At 32.6% G+C, this 16872-nt stretch carries 19 protein-coding genes and 1 other RNA gene; 17 read left to right on the top strand and 3 right to left on the bottom strand.

The window, feature by feature from the left end; all coding sequences use genetic code 11:
* Window positions 1–102 precede the first annotated feature (102 nt).
* From mnmH to ssrS, 7 genes are all read left to right on the top strand, one after another.
* Entirely contained in the window at window positions 103–1140 is a 1038-nt protein-coding gene (gene mnmH, locus NST63_RS12975; RefSeq protein ID WP_212945650.1) for a tRNA 2-selenouridine(34) synthase MnmH, read from the top strand.
* 253 nt (window positions 1141–1393) lie between these two features.
* Entirely contained in the window at window positions 1394–1492 is a 99-nt protein-coding gene (locus NST63_RS12970; RefSeq protein WP_235813293.1) for a putative holin-like toxin, read from the top strand.
* Window positions 1493–1835: 343 nt separating this feature from the next.
* Entirely contained in the window at window positions 1836–2153 is a 318-nt protein-coding gene (locus NST63_RS12965; protein WP_212945649.1) for a DUF3892 domain-containing protein, read from the top strand.
* 160 nt (window positions 2154–2313) lie between these two features.
* Window positions 2314–3183, top strand: coding sequence for an ABC transporter permease subunit (locus tag NST63_RS12960; protein WP_212945648.1), 870 nt, complete (start codon window positions 2314–2316; stop codon window positions 3181–3183).
* Window positions 3176–4099, top strand: coding sequence for an ABC transporter permease (locus tag NST63_RS12955; protein WP_212945647.1), 924 nt, complete (start codon window positions 3176–3178; stop codon window positions 4097–4099). The genes NST63_RS12960 and NST63_RS12955 overlap by 8 nt, the downstream gene beginning before the upstream one ends.
* Before the next feature lie 258 nt (window positions 4100–4357).
* The gene (locus tag NST63_RS12950) at window positions 4358–4564 is read left to right on the top strand and encodes a hypothetical protein (RefSeq protein ID WP_212945646.1); all 207 of its coding nucleotides are present in this window, start codon (window positions 4358–4360) and stop codon (window positions 4562–4564) included.
* A 108-nt stretch (window positions 4565–4672) separates the two neighbouring features.
* A non-coding RNA gene (gene ssrS, locus NST63_RS12945) (6S RNA) lies at window positions 4673–4868 on the top strand.
* Between the two features lie 325 nt (window positions 4869–5193).
* Here the strand turns inward: ssrS and NST63_RS12940 are convergent.
* The gene (locus tag NST63_RS12940) at window positions 5194–5355 is read right to left on the bottom strand and encodes a hypothetical protein (protein WP_341042402.1); all 162 of its coding nucleotides are present in this window, start codon (window positions 5353–5355) and stop codon (window positions 5194–5196) included.
* 373 nt (window positions 5356–5728) lie between these two features.
* The gene (locus tag NST63_RS12935; protein WP_212945645.1) at window positions 5729–5914 is read right to left on the bottom strand and encodes a hypothetical protein; all 186 of its coding nucleotides are present in this window, start codon (window positions 5912–5914) and stop codon (window positions 5729–5731) included.
* A gap of 213 nt (window positions 5915–6127) precedes the next feature.
* On the opposite strand from NST63_RS12935, the gene NST63_RS12930 reads away from it, so the two are divergent.
* The 9 genes from NST63_RS12930 to NST63_RS12890 all read left to right on the top strand — a co-directional run bounded on the left by NST63_RS12930 (window position 6128) and on the right by NST63_RS12890 (window position 14702).
* On the top strand, window positions 6128–6619 hold the full coding sequence (locus tag NST63_RS12930; RefSeq protein ID WP_212945644.1) for a VanZ family protein: 492 nt from the start codon (window positions 6128–6130) through the stop codon (window positions 6617–6619).
* 49 nt (window positions 6620–6668) lie between these two features.
* Window positions 6669–6791 carry a hypothetical protein gene (locus NST63_RS12925; protein WP_276514001.1) on the top strand — a complete coding sequence of 41 codons (123 nt, stop codon included), beginning with the start codon at window positions 6669–6671 and terminating at the stop codon, window positions 6789–6791.
* 136 nt (window positions 6792–6927) lie between these two features.
* Window positions 6928–7377: a Dps family protein gene (locus NST63_RS12920; RefSeq protein ID WP_341042400.1), complete on the top strand. Its 450-nt coding sequence runs from the start codon at window positions 6928–6930 to the stop codon at window positions 7375–7377.
* A 647-nt stretch (window positions 7378–8024) separates the two neighbouring features.
* Entirely contained in the window at window positions 8025–8504 is a 480-nt protein-coding gene (locus tag NST63_RS12915; RefSeq protein WP_212945642.1) for a glutathione peroxidase, read from the top strand.
* A gap of 71 nt (window positions 8505–8575) precedes the next feature.
* A complete protein-coding gene (gene proC / locus NST63_RS12910; protein WP_341042399.1) occupies window positions 8576–9409 on the top strand; it encodes a pyrroline-5-carboxylate reductase in 834 nt (277 codons plus the stop codon).
* Window positions 9410–9674: 265 nt separating this feature from the next.
* Window positions 9675–11132 carry an aldehyde dehydrogenase family protein gene (locus tag NST63_RS12905; RefSeq protein WP_212945640.1) on the top strand — a complete coding sequence of 486 codons (1458 nt, stop codon included), beginning with the start codon at window positions 9675–9677 and terminating at the stop codon, window positions 11130–11132.
* 21 nt (window positions 11133–11153) lie between these two features.
* Complete coding sequence (locus NST63_RS12900) at window positions 11154–12017, top strand: methyl-accepting chemotaxis protein (RefSeq protein ID WP_212945639.1); 864 nt, start codon at window positions 11154–11156, stop codon at window positions 12015–12017.
* A 143-nt stretch (window positions 12018–12160) separates the two neighbouring features.
* On the top strand, window positions 12161–13030 hold the full coding sequence (locus tag NST63_RS12895) for an NAD-dependent epimerase/dehydratase family protein (RefSeq protein WP_341042394.1): 870 nt from the start codon (window positions 12161–12163) through the stop codon (window positions 13028–13030).
* 556 nt (window positions 13031–13586) lie between these two features.
* On the top strand, window positions 13587–14702 hold the full coding sequence (locus tag NST63_RS12890; protein ID WP_212945637.1) for a M20 peptidase aminoacylase family protein: 1116 nt from the start codon (window positions 13587–13589) through the stop codon (window positions 14700–14702).
* Window positions 14703–14864: 162 nt separating this feature from the next.
* Here NST63_RS12890 and NST63_RS12885 read toward each other — a convergent pair whose 3' ends face one another.
* Window positions 14865–16157, bottom strand: coding sequence for an Nramp family divalent metal transporter (locus NST63_RS12885; RefSeq protein WP_212945636.1), 1293 nt, complete (start codon window positions 16155–16157; stop codon window positions 14865–14867).
* Between the two features lie 283 nt (window positions 16158–16440).
* Between NST63_RS12885 and NST63_RS12880 the strand changes: the two genes are divergently transcribed.
* Window positions 16441–16869: an FAS1-like dehydratase domain-containing protein gene (locus NST63_RS12880; protein WP_212945635.1), complete on the top strand. Its 429-nt coding sequence runs from the start codon at window positions 16441–16443 to the stop codon at window positions 16867–16869.
* Window positions 16870–16872: the final 3 nt, after the last annotated feature.

Genomic DNA, 16872 nt, shown 5'->3' with positions numbered 1-16872 from the left:
TTGAAATGTATTGGGGGTTGTTTAAAAAGTAAAAGGGTTCTTGATCCTTAATAGACAACTCCCTTTTTTCTCATAGCTAAACCCTAGAAAGGTGGAAACATTGTGTTCCATGATATAACAGTAAATGAATTATTAAAATTAAAAAAGAATAATGAAGTCACACTAGTTGATGTTCGATCCCCTTCTGAGTATAAGGAAGCAACTATACCAGGAAGTATAAATATACCTTTTTTTAATGATGAAGAAAGAGCAGAGATTGGGACTATTTATAAACAAGTCAGCCCCGAGGCTGCAAAAGAACGAGGACTTGAAATCGTCTCAGCTAAACTACCTAGCTTTGTGAAAGAATTTTCAGAATATGAAGGCAAGAAAGCTGTATTTTGTTGGCGTGGTGGCATGCGAAGCAAAACATCAGCTACAGTTCTGTCTCTAATGGGAATCAAAGTTTTTCGTTTAAGTGGTGGATACCGTGCTTACAGAAATTGGGTAGTAGAAATATTAAATACGCTTGAAATAAAGCCTGAAGCTTACGTACTAAATGGGTATACTGGGTCAGGGAAAACAAAGATTTTACGTCAATTACAAAAAGAAGGTTATCCAGTATTGGATTTAGAAGGAATGGCCAATCATCGCGGGTCCATATTTGGACAAATTGGTCTGCATGCAAATAATCAAAAATCATTTGACTCCCAGTTCATCCAAACCCTACTGCCTTTGCAGGAATCTCCATTTATTCTTTTCGAGGGTGAAAGTAAAAGAATTGGAAAAATTATGCTACCTGATGTATTAATGAAAAAAAAGGAAAATGGATTACAATTATTTATTGAAATGCCAATTGAAGAGAGAGTTCGTCACATTTTAGATGATTATGAGCCATGGATTCATCAAAAAGAATGCTTAGATGCATTTTCAAGGATTAAAAGGCGAATTCACACACCAATCGCTGCGCAAATTGAGTCAGATTTAATAAAAGGGGAGTTTGCTTCAGCAGTAGAATTACTTTTAATTTATTACTATGATCCATTATACAACCATACTGCAAATTTATATCCGGATGATCGAAAGATGACTATTAAAGTGAAGAATGTGGAACAAGCTATACAAGTGATTCGTGAACGATTAAGTGTAAAAATAAAATAACTGATAAAAAGAAAGCCGTTCAAAGCGACAATCGTTGTTTAATGGCTTTCTTTTTAGTTAAGTATAATAGTATTATGTCAAGTAATGATGGCTGTAGACCATTCATCATACATTAAAAAAAAGTGGTAGGTATATTGAATTAATTTTGTAAAAATTTTCAAAAGAGTTAAAAAGCTTGTGCTATAATAACGATAACACAGTATAGCAGGGTGGGCAGTGGTTACTCCTTAATCTTTTGAAAGGAGGGTCACTGATGATCACATTTTACGAGGCCTTATCGCTAATGATGATGTTTGGGTCATTAATCGTTACCGTGATTACAGTTGTTATTTCTCTTACAAAAAAGAAATAACCCACCCTGCCAGGCCATGGAAAGGGTAGGTTAAAAAGAGATTTCCTTAGTACTAAGTGCCACTGCACATCAGGCAGTCATACTGTGTAGGAGAACATTGGTATATTACCAGTGTTCTTTTTTATCTTTCTTTATTATATACAAAGACAACCCTTTCTACAATGGATAAGTCATTGTACGATAGAGGATAATTTTCGCCCCAATGTCTATTTTAATTAATTCAACTCCAGATGTACATCATGACAAAAGTAGGGTTTTCTGTATATGAAAAAAGGCTGTATCTACCACTAATAAACATATTTAATGAATATTTGCTTATACTACAGGATTGGAGGTGTGATAAATGAGTTCAAAGAATTTTGAGGAAATCTACGAGCAATATAAACAACAAGGTGCTGAAAATTCTATACTCGAAAACGAAAATCGATATGAAAACGAAGGAAAAGAAGAAATTATCGCAGTTAGAAAAAATGAAGATGGAGATATTATAGCTATTAAAACAAAGCAAGGTAGGGAATTAGATTATGTGACTGCTTTAGAAGAAGCAAAATCAGGCAAACTGGCTCATGTCGACGTGTTTCATAAATACGGACGAGACATTTTAAGAAGTGAACCTGATGGAATTAAAGAAAATAATTTGGATGAACTCCCACAATTTTAAAGAGGAAAAAGGCAAAGTATATAGCTTTGCCTTTTATTATTGATTGATAGGAGTTGTATCTGACATAATGGATAAATTTTTAAAAACAGTTCAAAAATTCGGATAAATTTGATAAAATTTTACGCATATCGTTATATTTCAGGAATTGAAGGTGACTCATTTGCTAAAAAGTGTTTTCCAAATCTTATTAATAGTAACAATCATTTTTATTATTGCTGCTGTACCATCGATGTTTGGATTAAAGGAATTAAATGGTAAACATTTTATTCAATTACATCCAGAGGCGATCATATATAATATTAAAAGCTTTTTTCATTCAATTAAAGAAGGGACATTAGGTACATATTATATTAATGGAGTTCCACATCCTGTACTAAAAGATATTCAATCATATACAAAAAACTCAAGTTTATTATTATTTTTAAGTATGTTGGTTTCACTTATCTTTTCAATTACATTTGGTGTTTTTTTACACCATTGGAAAATCACATATGTATTCAGATGGATAATCAATGCTTTATCTATCATTCCTGATTTTATTATCATCATTTTATCAATTACTCTAGCTATAAAGTTTTATCAAATAACAAATATTCGTTTAATCACATTATCACCATTGGCTGATACAGTAAATTTGACATTTCCACTTATCATTCTTTGTTTAATGCCTTCCTTTTATTTATTTAAAATGACTAATTCAAAATACGAGGAAATTATAAGTGCTGAATATATCCGAACAGCTGTAGCGAAGGGATTAAGTCGCCCATATATAAATAGTCGCCATGTATTAAAAAATTTAATTCCTTATCTTACTGGGGATATAAAAAAGGCTATTTCTCTCACAATTGGAAATTTGTTTATTATTGAGTATTTATTTAATATTAGAGGTTTGACGATTTTTATTTTTTCTGATTACGAATTTCAAAAAGTAGTTTTTTCACTTCTCATTTTGTTTGCGATTGCTGCAATTTGCTATCTTTCTATTAAAATCTTTTTCATTTTAATTGAGAAGGTGATTATACATGAGTGATAAAAGAAAATGGAATTTCTATCTAATCATTAGTAGCATTATGGTAGTTTTCCTGCTATTAATCGCTATTTTCGGTCCCGCATTGGCTCCACATCGTTTAACTGATTCCATTACTATCTATCAATATGGAAAAAAAGAAATGGCTTTTCCACCTTTACGTCCGTTTACATATAACGAGTTTCCATTAGGTACTGACAAATGGGGGTATGATATACTGACACTTTTATTATATGGAGCGAAATACACAGTGTTTACAGCAATGGGTATCGCTATTCTAAGATTATTGCTTGGTTTGTGTATTGGCTTATGGACTGGAATTTCGAAAAAGAAAATCAATACTTGGCAAGCTGTAGAAAATTCATTATCATATGTACCTTCATTTTTAATCATTTTTTTTATTTTATGGCCAATATCATTTTACTACAACATTAAGCCCCTCCTTTTAATTCTAATTTTTGTCATTGTAGCATCATTGATTGGTTTTCCAACGGTAGCTGGTACCATACGTGAAAAAACAAGACAAGTATATCAGGCTTCTTTTGTAGAATCTGCTATAACCACGGGTTCATCAAAGTGGAAAATAATAAAAAATCATATCATTCCACATATTAAAGAGGATATAGTTATCTTGTTTGTCCTTGAAATTGTTACTGCAATAACAATAATGGGGCAATTAGCTCTGTTTAATGTTTTTATAGGTGGTACACAAGTTGAGTTTGACCCTGTTCTCTATCATTCAATTACGAAAGAATGGGCTGGATTAGTAGGACAAGCAAGAGATTTTATCTGGAGAGATCAGTTTGTCCTGTTTATCCCATTACTCTTTTTATTATATGCCACAGTAAGTTTTCAACTTCTCGCTATCGGATTAAAAAAATTCTTCGATAAGCAGTATAAAAGAAGTAGATGGATCTAATAAGGACAATATCCTTAACTGTTTTTGTATAGTTTATTGCATTTGAAAAAGCCTTACTATCAGCTTTCACCTTAATAAAGGGGGAAGACGTTCTTACGAAGTTTGCAGCTATTTTCTTTAGTAAAATGTGGAGACTTGTCGTTCTTCAAATTATTTTTATTCGTTTTTACATTACCTAAATAGCATGATTGTTTGAGAAAATAGCCATATTATTTGAATAATGATAAATAATATGAAGTAAAAAAGAGGTGGATATACTTGGAAAAAAACAAAGATGAGCATCAAATCATTAAACTTGAACGAGTATCCGATCGACAAATTGTCAATCAATATTTGGATAAGGGATGGACACTTTTAGAAGTGATTATTCAAAATGATAGCGATGAACATTCATCGTACCTACTCGGTTGGGACAAGGCAAATGGGGAAATTAAGGAATATGAAAATGGAATTGATTATTTTTAGGAGGATCTTTCTTGGTTATTATATAATAAGTATTAACGAATATGAATAAAACAACCCTAGGCATTGGTACCTATTGATTTTTCCTCTTCAATATAGTAATATAATGATTACAAGCTGCATTGTTCGTATTGATAATAAAGTTTTAACCTTTAAGCTGTAAAAGGGAGTTTTATATTAGAACTGGAATGACATGCTTCCGCCTATATGGCATGGATGACAAGCAGGAATGTTCTTGCAAACACCCACTTTGAGGAGTGGTGGTTTAAAACTTTCTTACTACTCATACGGCAAAGGCGGCCTTTAATAATGAAACTACTAGATCGGTTCTGATGAGAACTGATTTTTTTATGCTTAAAATCCATAAAAGAAACAAATATCAGGAGTATATTTTCTATTCGATTCATATATTGATACAACTTAGTAGGTTGCCTCCAGTTGATCATAAATTTCATGTTTAAATCATGTGTCAAAATGTATAGCATACTTAACTGTTTATTTTTTTTGAATATTTTATAAGTCAGTTTCAGTGCTTTAGGAACGATTGAAAAAGCAAGAAGCCTTATCTATGAAGGCTTCAAGTTTATAAAATGCAACAATGAGTTTTTACAATTCATGTTTTCCTTTTTCAATTACTGGTGTCTTCCAGTAGAGCCAATTGCTTTATCTGTATTTGATTGATTATTATAGTTTGGATCTGGATTTAATTGTTCTTGGTCTGTTTTTTTTCCTAAATATGTGGTTTTATGTTGTTCCTGTAGTTTGTGGAATTTTTCAAAGTCTTGATTTACCAAGGGAAAAAACCTCCTTTTTTATAGCATCTGATTTAATTACTAAACTATGTAAGAGTTTTGTTACATATTTCTGGTTTAATTAGTCTCTTTTATTCAACATTGGTGCTATTTATGTAAAGTTTTAACGAATATATATTGTTTGTAGGCCGTCAACCGCCTTTAACCACATAAAAAAGAGCTGCAAACTTCATATGCTTTTATAGATGAAAAGTCGGCAGTCAGGCTTTTGCATAAGCAAGAATCAACACGATAAGCAGGATAAATATTTCAATGAAAAAGCGGAAGCATTCGCTCCCACTTAAAAAATAAAATATTAATAAGGCCAATTTAAATGGGCATCCCCCATAAAGAATACATTTTTAAGTAAACCTAGTTAAACATTTAATTTACCGACTAAAGCCATAATTGCTTTTACAATAAGGACGATTGCAAAAAGAATAACAGTGCCTGCTCCTATGAATTCAATTACTGTACCAAATGTTGAAGTGACTACATCTAAAAGACTTAATCCGAGTAAAGCAAAGCCAGCGACAATAGCAGCTAAAAATAATTGAATCATTTTTTACCACCTCCTTGTCAATAATATATGTACAACATAAATTATTGTGAATTTAAGGCTGATACTTAAATAAAAAGGAATAAATAATTTTATATTTTTGATGTGATTTTATGGTAATTAAAAAAATAAGTAAAATATAGAGAAAATTAGTCTATAATAGGACATATATCACGTTAAAGGATACAGTGTGCATAATTACTACGGGGGAAGAAGATGTTTCGATTTATTTATCAAAAACAGGTGAAGATTTGTTTGAAAATTGTATTTTGGTTTATTTTCTTTATTTACTTTTGCTACATGGTAAATATATTGTTCTTGAGTCAGTATCGGATGAATGATCCTCAAGGCACCTACAATATCATTCCTTTTAAAACCATCCACATGTATATTCATTACTATGACCATTTTAATTTTACAATTTGGTTTTCTAATTTATTTGGTAATATCCTTGCTTTTATGCCCCTAGGCTTTTTGGCTCCATTATTGATAAATAAATTGGATGGTTTTTTTAAAGTATTCCTACTTTCCTTCTTTTCAACAGTGGTAGTCGAAACGGTTCAATTGGTCTTTCATGTAGGAGGTTTTGATGTAGACGACATCATTTTAAATACAATTGGAGGCATACTCGGATATATTGTTCTTCTCCTTGTTAGAATTAATTTGAATCATTTAAGTAAAGGAAAAAACAACTTTACTGATATGTAAATGAATAATACGTATTCACTCATCTTAAACTATAGATGAGGTGAAACCAATGAGTAAAAATCATAATGAGACATACATCAAAAAGAAAGATGATACTCAGCGAAGTCGGAAGGCGAAAATGCCAAAAAAACCTTTGCCACAACCAAAGGACTTTGAAGAAATTGAATATTAGTACAAAAAAACTACATCTAATTTTAGAGGATGTAGTTTTTTTATGATTGCATATCCGTTAATAAAGATTGTTAGGAATAAATAAAGAAGGATGAATCAAAATAAGATTAGATTATGTAGGAAGGAAAGATTATCTCATGTCTAACCAAAAATTAATCAATTTTTTAAATCAACAACTATCCAATTTTGCTGTTATGTACATAAAATTACATCGTTATCACTGGTTCATCCAAGGGAAGCATTTTTTTCAATTACATCAAACATTTGAACAGCTGTATAATGAAATGTCCGAGGATTTAGATGTATTAGCAGAACGTATTTTAGCGATTGGCGGAAAACCTTTAGCCACTATGAGTAAATACTTAGAGGAAACAACCTTGTATGAAGCACAGGCAGATGATGAAGAGAATGAACTATATAGGCAATTAATCAAAGATTATGAACAAATGTGTATGGAAATGAATGACACAGGAAAGATGCTAGCAGAAGAACAAGAGGATCAACCGACAATTGACCTATTTAATCATCTATTAGGACGGTTTGAAAAACATATATGGATGTTTAAAGCGAGTGTCGCATTAGAATAAAAAGTAATAGTAAAAAACAAACCCTATCTTTTCTTGGATAGTGTTTGTTTTTTTTTTAGCTCTATCTGAAACATTGTTATATGTAGATTTTGTTTATCAGATAAAAAAGCTGAAAGTAACAACATGTTTTCTCATTTTACTAAAATAAAGAGCTATAAATTTCATAAGAACGCTTTATTTAATGTAAAAGAATGCATCTAGGCTTCTACAACAAGCAACTAACTATACGAAATCAGCCATTTTAAAGATTATATAATTTAATCATTATACCAAAAATGCATTTGTATTATTGTGACGACTTTTTATTCTTTCTTAGAAAACGGAAAAGAAATATCCCAATTACTACATAGATTATAATCATTATACTCAATATAGGTATCCAAATATTATTCAACACGATCACTCCTAAATATATCTAATGTTATTTTAAAGGGTTAGATTGTTTTTGGAAAGGAACAACTTTGTGACACACGATTGTTTCACCCTTTAAACTATATCGATATATTAAAATTTGCTTAATAATGCAACTTTGACAGAAAAGATGGTCAATATTTTTGTACTGTTTTTTCATATATATTAAACTAACGATTAAGGAATATTTTTAATATAGTTTTTCATTGAATGATAAAAGAGTGAGGGAGAGCAAAATGAGTATTTACCAATATGATGTTATAAATATTAAGGGAGTAAAACAATCATTAAGTGAGTATAAAGGAAAAGTTCTATTGATAGTAAATACTGCAAGTAAATGCGGCTTTACACCTCAATTTAAGGAACTACAGGATTTGTATGAAAAATACCGTGATAAGGGATTTGAAATTTTGGGATTCCCATGTAATCAATTTAATCATCAAGATCCCGGTAATGAAAGAGAGATAGAAGAGTTTTGTCAGCTAAATTATGGGGTTACTTTTCCGATGTTTAGTAAAATTGAAGTAAATGGTAAAAATGCGCATCCGTTATATCAATACTTAAAACAAAAATCTGCTGGGTTCCTTGGAACAAAAATGATCAAATGGAATTTTACTAAATTTATTATCAATCAGGAAGGAAAGGTTGTTTCAAGACATGCCCCAACGGTGAAACCCTCTATATTAGAAAATGAAATTACTACATTATTGGGATAATATTTTGTTTACCCTTCCTTGAATTTTTCTACTTTCATGTTATGATTGTAAGATTGAAAGGAAGAGGTTAGATGTTAAATAATCAAAAAATATTATTTATTGGTGCTGGCCCAATGTCAGAGGCCATCATTTCAGGGATAATCCAGTCCTCCGTGATTCCTGCGCAACAAATTTATGTTCAAAACCGATCTAATACTGCTCGCTTAAAAGAATTACAGAAAAAGTATCAGATACATGTATATAATGAGACAGAAGTTCATTTAACTGAATTCAGTATAATCGTCCTTGCAGTACAACCAAAAAATATCGAAGAAATTATTAACCGGTTAAAGAATACTATCCATACAAATCAATTAATTCTTTCCATCGTTACAAGCATGACCATTGAATATTTTGAAGAAAGTCTTATGAAACAACCAATTATTCGCGTTATGCCTAATACTTCAAGTATGGTATGTGAATCTGCTACTGCTATGGCAGTTGGAAAATTTACAAATAATGATCATATTGAAATGAGCAAAATGATCTTTAGAAGTATTGGTGAAGTATATACTATAGCTGAAAAACATATGGATATCTTTACTGGCATCGCCGGAAGTGGACCCGCTTATTTTTACGCTTTAATGGAACAAATGGAGAGCGTAGCCATTGAAGGTGGTCTACCAAAACAACAGGTTCGTTCAATAGTTGCCCAAACAATTTTAGGTGCTGCAAGGATGGTTCTCGGGAATAACGGTTCACCTGAAACCTTACGAAAGAATGTAGCAGCACCGAATGGACCGACCGAAGCGGGTCTAGTTGCTTTAGAATCATTTGGTGGTCTTAAAGCAATTAAGGAAGCAGTAAAAAATACAACGAAAAGATCAATTGAAATAAATAAAGAAATTGAAAAATCCTATATATAATTCCGATTCTTCTAGCTTTTAAAGAAAAACAAGGAGTCTGGCCGAACTTAAGATGCTATATCTCGTGAAAAGTTAACCTATTTGGAAACGAGAATAAGTAATAGGAGGTCAGACTCCTCTTCTTTTTTAGACATCCCCTTTTATCCAACTATTTTACTACACTCGAATAAAAATTCATTTAATATAACAAAAAAAGGTAAACAATTTCTAAAATTTTCCGATGTTAATAGTGTAATGACAAATATTGTATGTCGGAGGTATTCAGATGTTAACAATTGAATCTCTAAGTAATCAATATATTAATGGACAATGGAGAGAGGGGCAAAGTGATCATGTCCTTATTAATGTAAATCCATACAGTGGTGACATACTTTCTGAAGTAAAGATGGCAACTGTAACTGATGTTGATCTAGCATATAAAGCGGCTTTAAAAGCTAAAGACGATTGGGATAAGGTGAATCCATATAAAAAAAGAGATATTCTTGAAAAAGCAGTTCAGTATATTGAGGCACATGAGGAAGAAATTACAAATATTATTATTGAAGAATTAGGTGGGACACGCTTAAAAGCTGCCTTCGAAATTGGATTAGTAAAAAATATGATTAAAGAAGCAGCAACTTTCCCTTTAAGAATGGAAGGAAAAATTCTACCTTCTACTGAGGATGGGAAGGAAAATCGATTATATCGTATTCCCGTTGGAGTTGTAGGTGTTATTAGCCCGTTTAACTTCCCATTTTTCTTATCAATGAAATCAGTCGCCCCAGCATTAGGAGCTGGAAATGGCGTAGTTTTAAAACCTCATGAAGAAACTCCTATTACTGGCGGAACACTAATTGCAAAAATTTTCGAAGAAGCAGGACTACCAAAAGGATTATTAAATGTTGTTGTAACTGATATTAAAGAAATCGGTGATTCATTTGTTGAACACCCAATTCCAAGAATTATTTCATTTACTGGTTCAACAAAAGTAGGGAGTCATATTGGGCAATTAGCAGTCAAAAACTTTAAAAAGCCTCTTCTAGAATTAGGGGGAAATAGTGCGTTTATTATTTTAGAGGATGCAGATATTGATTATGCGGTACAAGCTGCTACATTTAGTCGTTTTACACATCAAGGTCAAATCTGTATGTCTGCAAATCGGATTATTGTTCAAGCATCTATTTATGACGAATTTATAAAAAAATATAAAGAGAAAGTATCTTCATTAAGTGTCGGTGATCCGAAAGATCCACAAACAATTATTGGACCTGTTGTGAATGAGAGACAAGCGAATAATTTACAAGCCATGATAGATAACGGAATTGAGGAAGGGGCTAAAGTAGTACTTCAAGGAAATATATCAGGTAATATGGTTGAACCAACTATATTAAAAGATGTAACTCCTAATATGACCATTGCTCAAGAGGAGCTTTTTGGCCCAGTTGTTTGTGTTATGCCATTTGAAACAGAAGCTGATGCTATTGCCATTGCAAACGATACAAAATTCGGATTAAGTGGTGCTGTCCATACTAGTAATCTTGAAAGAGGAGTGGAATTGGCTAAAAAAATTCATACAGGTATGATTCATGTAAATGATATTACAATTAATGATGAACCTATTGTAGCATTTGGCGGTGAGAAACAATCAGGTTTAGGAAGATTAAATGGTGAATGGAGTTTAGACGAATTTACGACTTTAAAATGGATTTCCGTTAATTACAGTCAAAGAAGCTTCCCATATTAATGAGGACAGGGGTAAAGAAAGATGAATGGCACAATAGAAAATACAGTAACAGAACCAACTATTTTAGATGCCTTTATCACCGTGGCACCTTATCTTAATAAGCTGGTGCATGATGATATAACAATTGGTATTTATAATACTGAGAAATTAATTTTGAATATTCCCGGTAATACCTTTTCACTTAATGTAAAGCCTGGTGATCCTCTTGCAGAGGGGGATATTATTACAGATGCAATTAGAGAAAATCGTGAAAAAACAGCCATCGTTCCTAAAGAGTTATTTGGCTTTCCGCTTCTGGCAAAAGCAATTCCTCTGCATGATAAAAACGGAAGAGTCATTGGTGGAGTAGGTCTTGGCACGAGTTTAGAAAAAGCGAATAAATTATATGAGGTAGCAGAAAGCCTATCTGCTATTGTTGAGGAAACAGCCGCTTCTATTGAGGAAATTACAGGATCTATAACAAATCTAGCCAATCAGGTTACTGATATTTCTGTTCATATGAAAGAAGTTAGTACAGGTGCTGATCAAATTGGACAAATTTCTTCAGTAGTTAAAGGGGTCTCAGATCAAAGTAATTTGTTAGGTTTAAATGCAGCTATAGAAGCAGCAAGAGCAGGAGAATCAGGAAGAGGTTTTTCAGTAGTTGCTGATGAAATAAGAAAACTAGCTACCAATTCAAAGGAAAATGCAACGCAAATCGATGAAATATCAAAAAATATTCAAAATCTCTTGAAAAACTTAAATACATCCTTTTCTGGGATTCACGAATTAACAGATTCTCAGTCCGCTGCTATTCAAGAAATAAGTGCAACAATCCAGGAAATAAGCAAAAATGCTCATCATTTAGCAATGATGGCTCAAACTAGTTTAGAATCCGGAAAATAAAATAGGCTATAAAGAGGAATCAATTATTGTGAAAAAAATATGGTTCCTCTTTTTTTATGTATAAATCTCTGTTTTCAAAAAGGGGAATTTTGCATAAATAAAGAATTACTTATATAAAGAAGATATATGAAGGGGGATTACAAATGAAAACAGCTTTAGTGCTTGGTGGAACAAGATTTTTTGGGGTTAAACTAGTTCATTCACTCATTCGTCAGGGGGTAGAGGTAACCGTAGCAACAAGAGGAAAAACAAATATCCATTTCTCTGATAAGGTGAAGCTTATTACATTTGATCGAAATAATCTCGATTCTTTCCAGACTGCATTTGAGGGTGGACAATGGGATGTCGTGTATGATCAAATTTGCTATTCAGGTGTAGATGCAAGAAATGCGATCGAGATTTTTCAAGATAAAACAAAAAAATATATCTTCACCTCTACATTGTCTGTGTATGATCTCCAAGATAAAGAGTTAGTTGAAACGGATTTTGACCCATATACATACCCAATTGATCTAAAAGAAAAGGATGAAGTGTCCTATCAAGAAGGAAAGCGTCAAGCGGAGGCTGTATTTTTCCAGAAAGCATCGCTACCAGTCACAGCAGTCAGATTTCCGATTGTACTTGGAGGTAATGATTATACTGAGAGAATGACATTTTATATAAATAAGGTTTTAAATGATGAAGTGATTTATTTAAGAAACTTAGATGCATCTATAAGTTTTGTAAATGAAGACGAAGCAGGGGATTTTTTGGCTTGGATTGCCCAGACTAATTTTGAGGGCCCTATCAATTGCTGTACGAATGGATCTGTTACTTTACGAGAATTTATTTCATTTATTGAACTAGCCGCTGGCAAAAAAGCGAAAGTTGAAATTACTCAGAGTGATAATAAACAAACTCCTTATTCAATTCCTAAATCATGGACGATGAGCAATCAAAAAGCAAGAGATTTAGGCTACCACTTTCAAGACATTCATCAATGGCTGCCTGAACTAATTAAAAAATCAATCTAATATCCTTATAAATAGAAATATTGCCAAGTGTAATATTTCTATTTTTTATAAAGGATCTTTACTCAAGCATTGTTGCTGCTTAAGTAAAGTTTTTAACGAATAACTATTGGCTGAAGATCGTTTACTGAGAAAAGAGCTGTAATCTCCATAGGAACCGCTGGATTCCATTATTGGTTGTAAAAGGAGGCATATGCAACAGCAATAAACGATAGGAAAACAGCCATTTAACAAATCCATTGTTAAAAGGGCAATTTATCAAATCACTAAAAGAAGAATGACAGGATAAACTATTGTATAGTTTCTTTTGATTTGGTATCTTACGAATTTAAAAAACTTACAGCCGACTTTTACACCTTATATAGACTTAAGCAGTTTTTATGAATGTTTCAGGTCTATTCTTAGTAAAATCAAGGAAGCTGATCTTCAAACTTTATTTTTAGTCAAAGATTGTAACAATAATATAGGGAAGAACCTTAGATACAGATTGGTTAACAAGATATTAAGGAAAAAATTCAACATAAATATATAGTTTTCTACTTCTAAGAGGAGGATCGACATGTTTGTTTGTTCGAATGAAATACAAGATCGACTTCTAAAGATTTTTCAACAGCTTCATCAAACTCCAGAGATTAGCTGGGAAGAAAGGGAAACAACTAAAATAGTTGCGGATATTGTAGAAAAAGAAGGGTGTAAAGTTTCTAGATTTGAAAATCATACTGGTCTTATTGCAGAAATCGGGAGCGGAAAACCGGTTATTGCTATTCGAGCTGACATGGATGCATTATGGCAGGAGGTAGATGGAATATTTCAAGCAAATCATTCTTGCGGGCATGATGCCCATATGACAATTGTATTAGGGGTATTATTCTTAATGAAAAATACTTCTTTTAAAGGTACTGTAAGATTTATTTTTCAACCTGCAGAGGAAAAAGGGCAAGGGGCATTATGTATGGTTGAAAAACAGATTGTAGATGATGTAGATTACCTTTTTGGAGTTCATTTGCGTCCATATCAAGAAGTTCCAAATGGCTATTGTTCACCAATGATTATCCATGGTGCCTGTCGATTTATTAATGGGAATATTATTGGAGATGATCTCCACGGTGCAAGACCTCATCTAGGAGCAAATGCTATTGAGATAGGTGCCACTCTTGACCAAATGCTTAAAACCATACACATTGATCCCCTTGTACCGTCATCTGTTAAACTAACTAAGTTTCAAGCTGGTGGAGAGAGCTCCAATATTATACCTGGTAATGCTGAATTCAGTATAGATATGCGGACTCAAACGAATGAAGCGATGGATAAAATGCAATCAAAAATTGATTTAATGATTGATGCATTAGAACGTTTTTATGAAGTCAAAATCCCTTATCAGATTAGTTCTAATGTCCCTGCAGCAGTAACCAATGAAGATGCTTCAGACATATTAAAAGAAGCAATTTTTCATGTTTTAGGAAGTGATCGATGTGTACCTCCAATCCAAACAACAGGTGGGGACGATTTCCATTATTATAAAATAAAACGACCGGAATTAAAGGCAACAATGCTTGGATTAGGTTGTGACTTAAAGCCTGGGTTGCATCATCCTAATATGACTTTTGATCAAAAAGCAATATTTACCGGTTCGACTATACTAGCAACTGCCATAAATATTGCATCTAATAAATAATTTATCCTTACTATAAGTAAGTACAAAAAAGGAGACATGTAAGTGTGAATTGTACTGCACCCCAAAAGTTAGATTTTAGGTCTAACTTTTGGGGTGCACATCAAATCTCACATTTATGTCTCCTTTTCAGTTTAATGTATATGATTTTTCAAATCTCTGTTATTAAAAAATGGTTTCGTATAGTAAAAATAAGTTTAGTAATATCACTAGTACTGCCACAACCCATGCAATCATAGTCGTAATTTTATGGTTGGTTAGACCACCCATAATTGTTTTATTGCTTGTGAACATGATCAGTGGTACTAATGCAAAAGCAATTCCGAATGAAAGAATCACTTGACTCATGACTAATGCATCGGTTGGATTAACTCCAGAAATGATAATAGCAAGAGCAGGTAGCATTGTAATCGCTCTTCTTAAATATAAATTTATTCTTACATTGATAAACCCTTGCATAACTACATCTCCAGCCATTGTTCCAACAGATGAGCTAGATAGACCGGCAATTAATAAACCAAGTCCAAAAGAAATTGCCGCAACTGGTCCGACATAGTGACTAAATTCATGAAATGCTACATCTAGGTCCTCTACAACTAAACCATTTTTAAAAAATAAGGCAGCAGAAACGATTAGCATACACATATTGATTGCACCGGCAATGATCATCGCAATAACAATATCAATAAATTCAAATTTAAAGATTCGTTTCTTTTCTGCATCATTTCTACCAACTATTCGATTCTGTGTAAGCGAAGAGTGGAGATAGATCGCATGTGGCATAACTGTTGCCCCTAAAATACCAGCAGCGAGTAAAATACTGTCAACGCCTTCAAATTTTGGTGTAAGCATTCCTCCAAAAACGGCTCCCATATCAGGTTTAGCTAAAAATGTTTGAAAAGCAAAGGCTAGAACCACTATAAGAACCATTGCTGCGATACCTGCTTCCAATGAACGAAATCCGCGTCGCTGTAATTCTAATATTGCAAATGAACCAACAGCAGTTATCAATGCTGCAGGTATCATAGGAATGTCAAATAGTAAATATAATCCTAGTGCTGCACCGATAAATTCAGCTAAATCTGTTGCAATAATGACTAACTCAGATTGAATCCATAAAAAGATAGAAACTCCTTTTGGAAATCGATCTCTAGCTACCTCTGGTAAGTTTTTTCCTGTCGCAATACCTAATTTTGCAGATAATGATTGAATAAGGACAGCCATCAGATTAGAAAAAGCAATCACCCATAATAAAAGATAACCATATTTGGAACCAGCCGTAATGTTTGTTGCAAAATTTCCTGGATCAATATAAGCCACTGCAGCAATAAATGCTGGTCCTAAAAAGGGAAGAATTTTTTTGATTCCTGTAACCTCACCTCTTAAGACTGCATGAGCAGATACACTTGTTTTACTTTTTTTTGTTATATATTTTTTTGTTAAAGTTTTCTCACTCATTGTTTGTTTCCTCCCCACCCAAATGTAAACCTTTAACAAAAAAGTTTGCTTAGGGAAAAATTAGGTTTGTGATTATTTTATTCAATAATTATAAAAATGTAAACAATTTTTATTCGTTATTTTGCCCAATAATCATTTTGTTTTCTCCATATGTTTACAACCTATTTTTGGAAGTGGCGATTTGTGTATTTTTTCAGTTGAATAAAGAAGGACTTTAGTAATTCATTGAGAATTATTGTATTATAGAAAAATTTTAGATGTAAAGTAGAAAGGAACTGATTATATGAATAAAACTGGCCTTACTTTTTCCATCGATTCATTTATTGTAGAGCGTGGAAAAATAAAGGAGTTTGTGCTAGCAATCGGGGATGAAAATCCAATATATAAAGATCTTTCATACGCTAAAGAAATGGGATATAAGGATATACCCATTCCACCTACGTTTCCAACGGTGATTGAAATGTGGGGTGGATTAGATTTCGAAACGATCATTCAGGAGCTCGAGCTAGATCCACTTATGGTTTTGCATGGTGAACAGGAATATGAATATTTAGATGAGATTTATGCTGGAGACACAATTTCCTGTTCTGCTAAAGTAACTGCACATGTTGAAAAACGAAGAATGGATATTATAACAATTGAAGTAGTCTATAAAAGAGATTGTGAAGTCGTGTTAATTAGTCGTTCCAATATTATTGAAAGAAAGGGATGAAAA

The organism is Heyndrickxia sp. FSL W8-0496 (assembly GCF_038007825.1).
GTDB classification, from domain to species: domain Bacteria; phylum Bacillota; class Bacilli; order Bacillales; family Bacillaceae_C; genus Heyndrickxia; species Heyndrickxia oleronia.
Note: the sequence above shows the minus strand (reverse complement) of the source record. Positions and strands in the feature narration are given on the sequence as shown.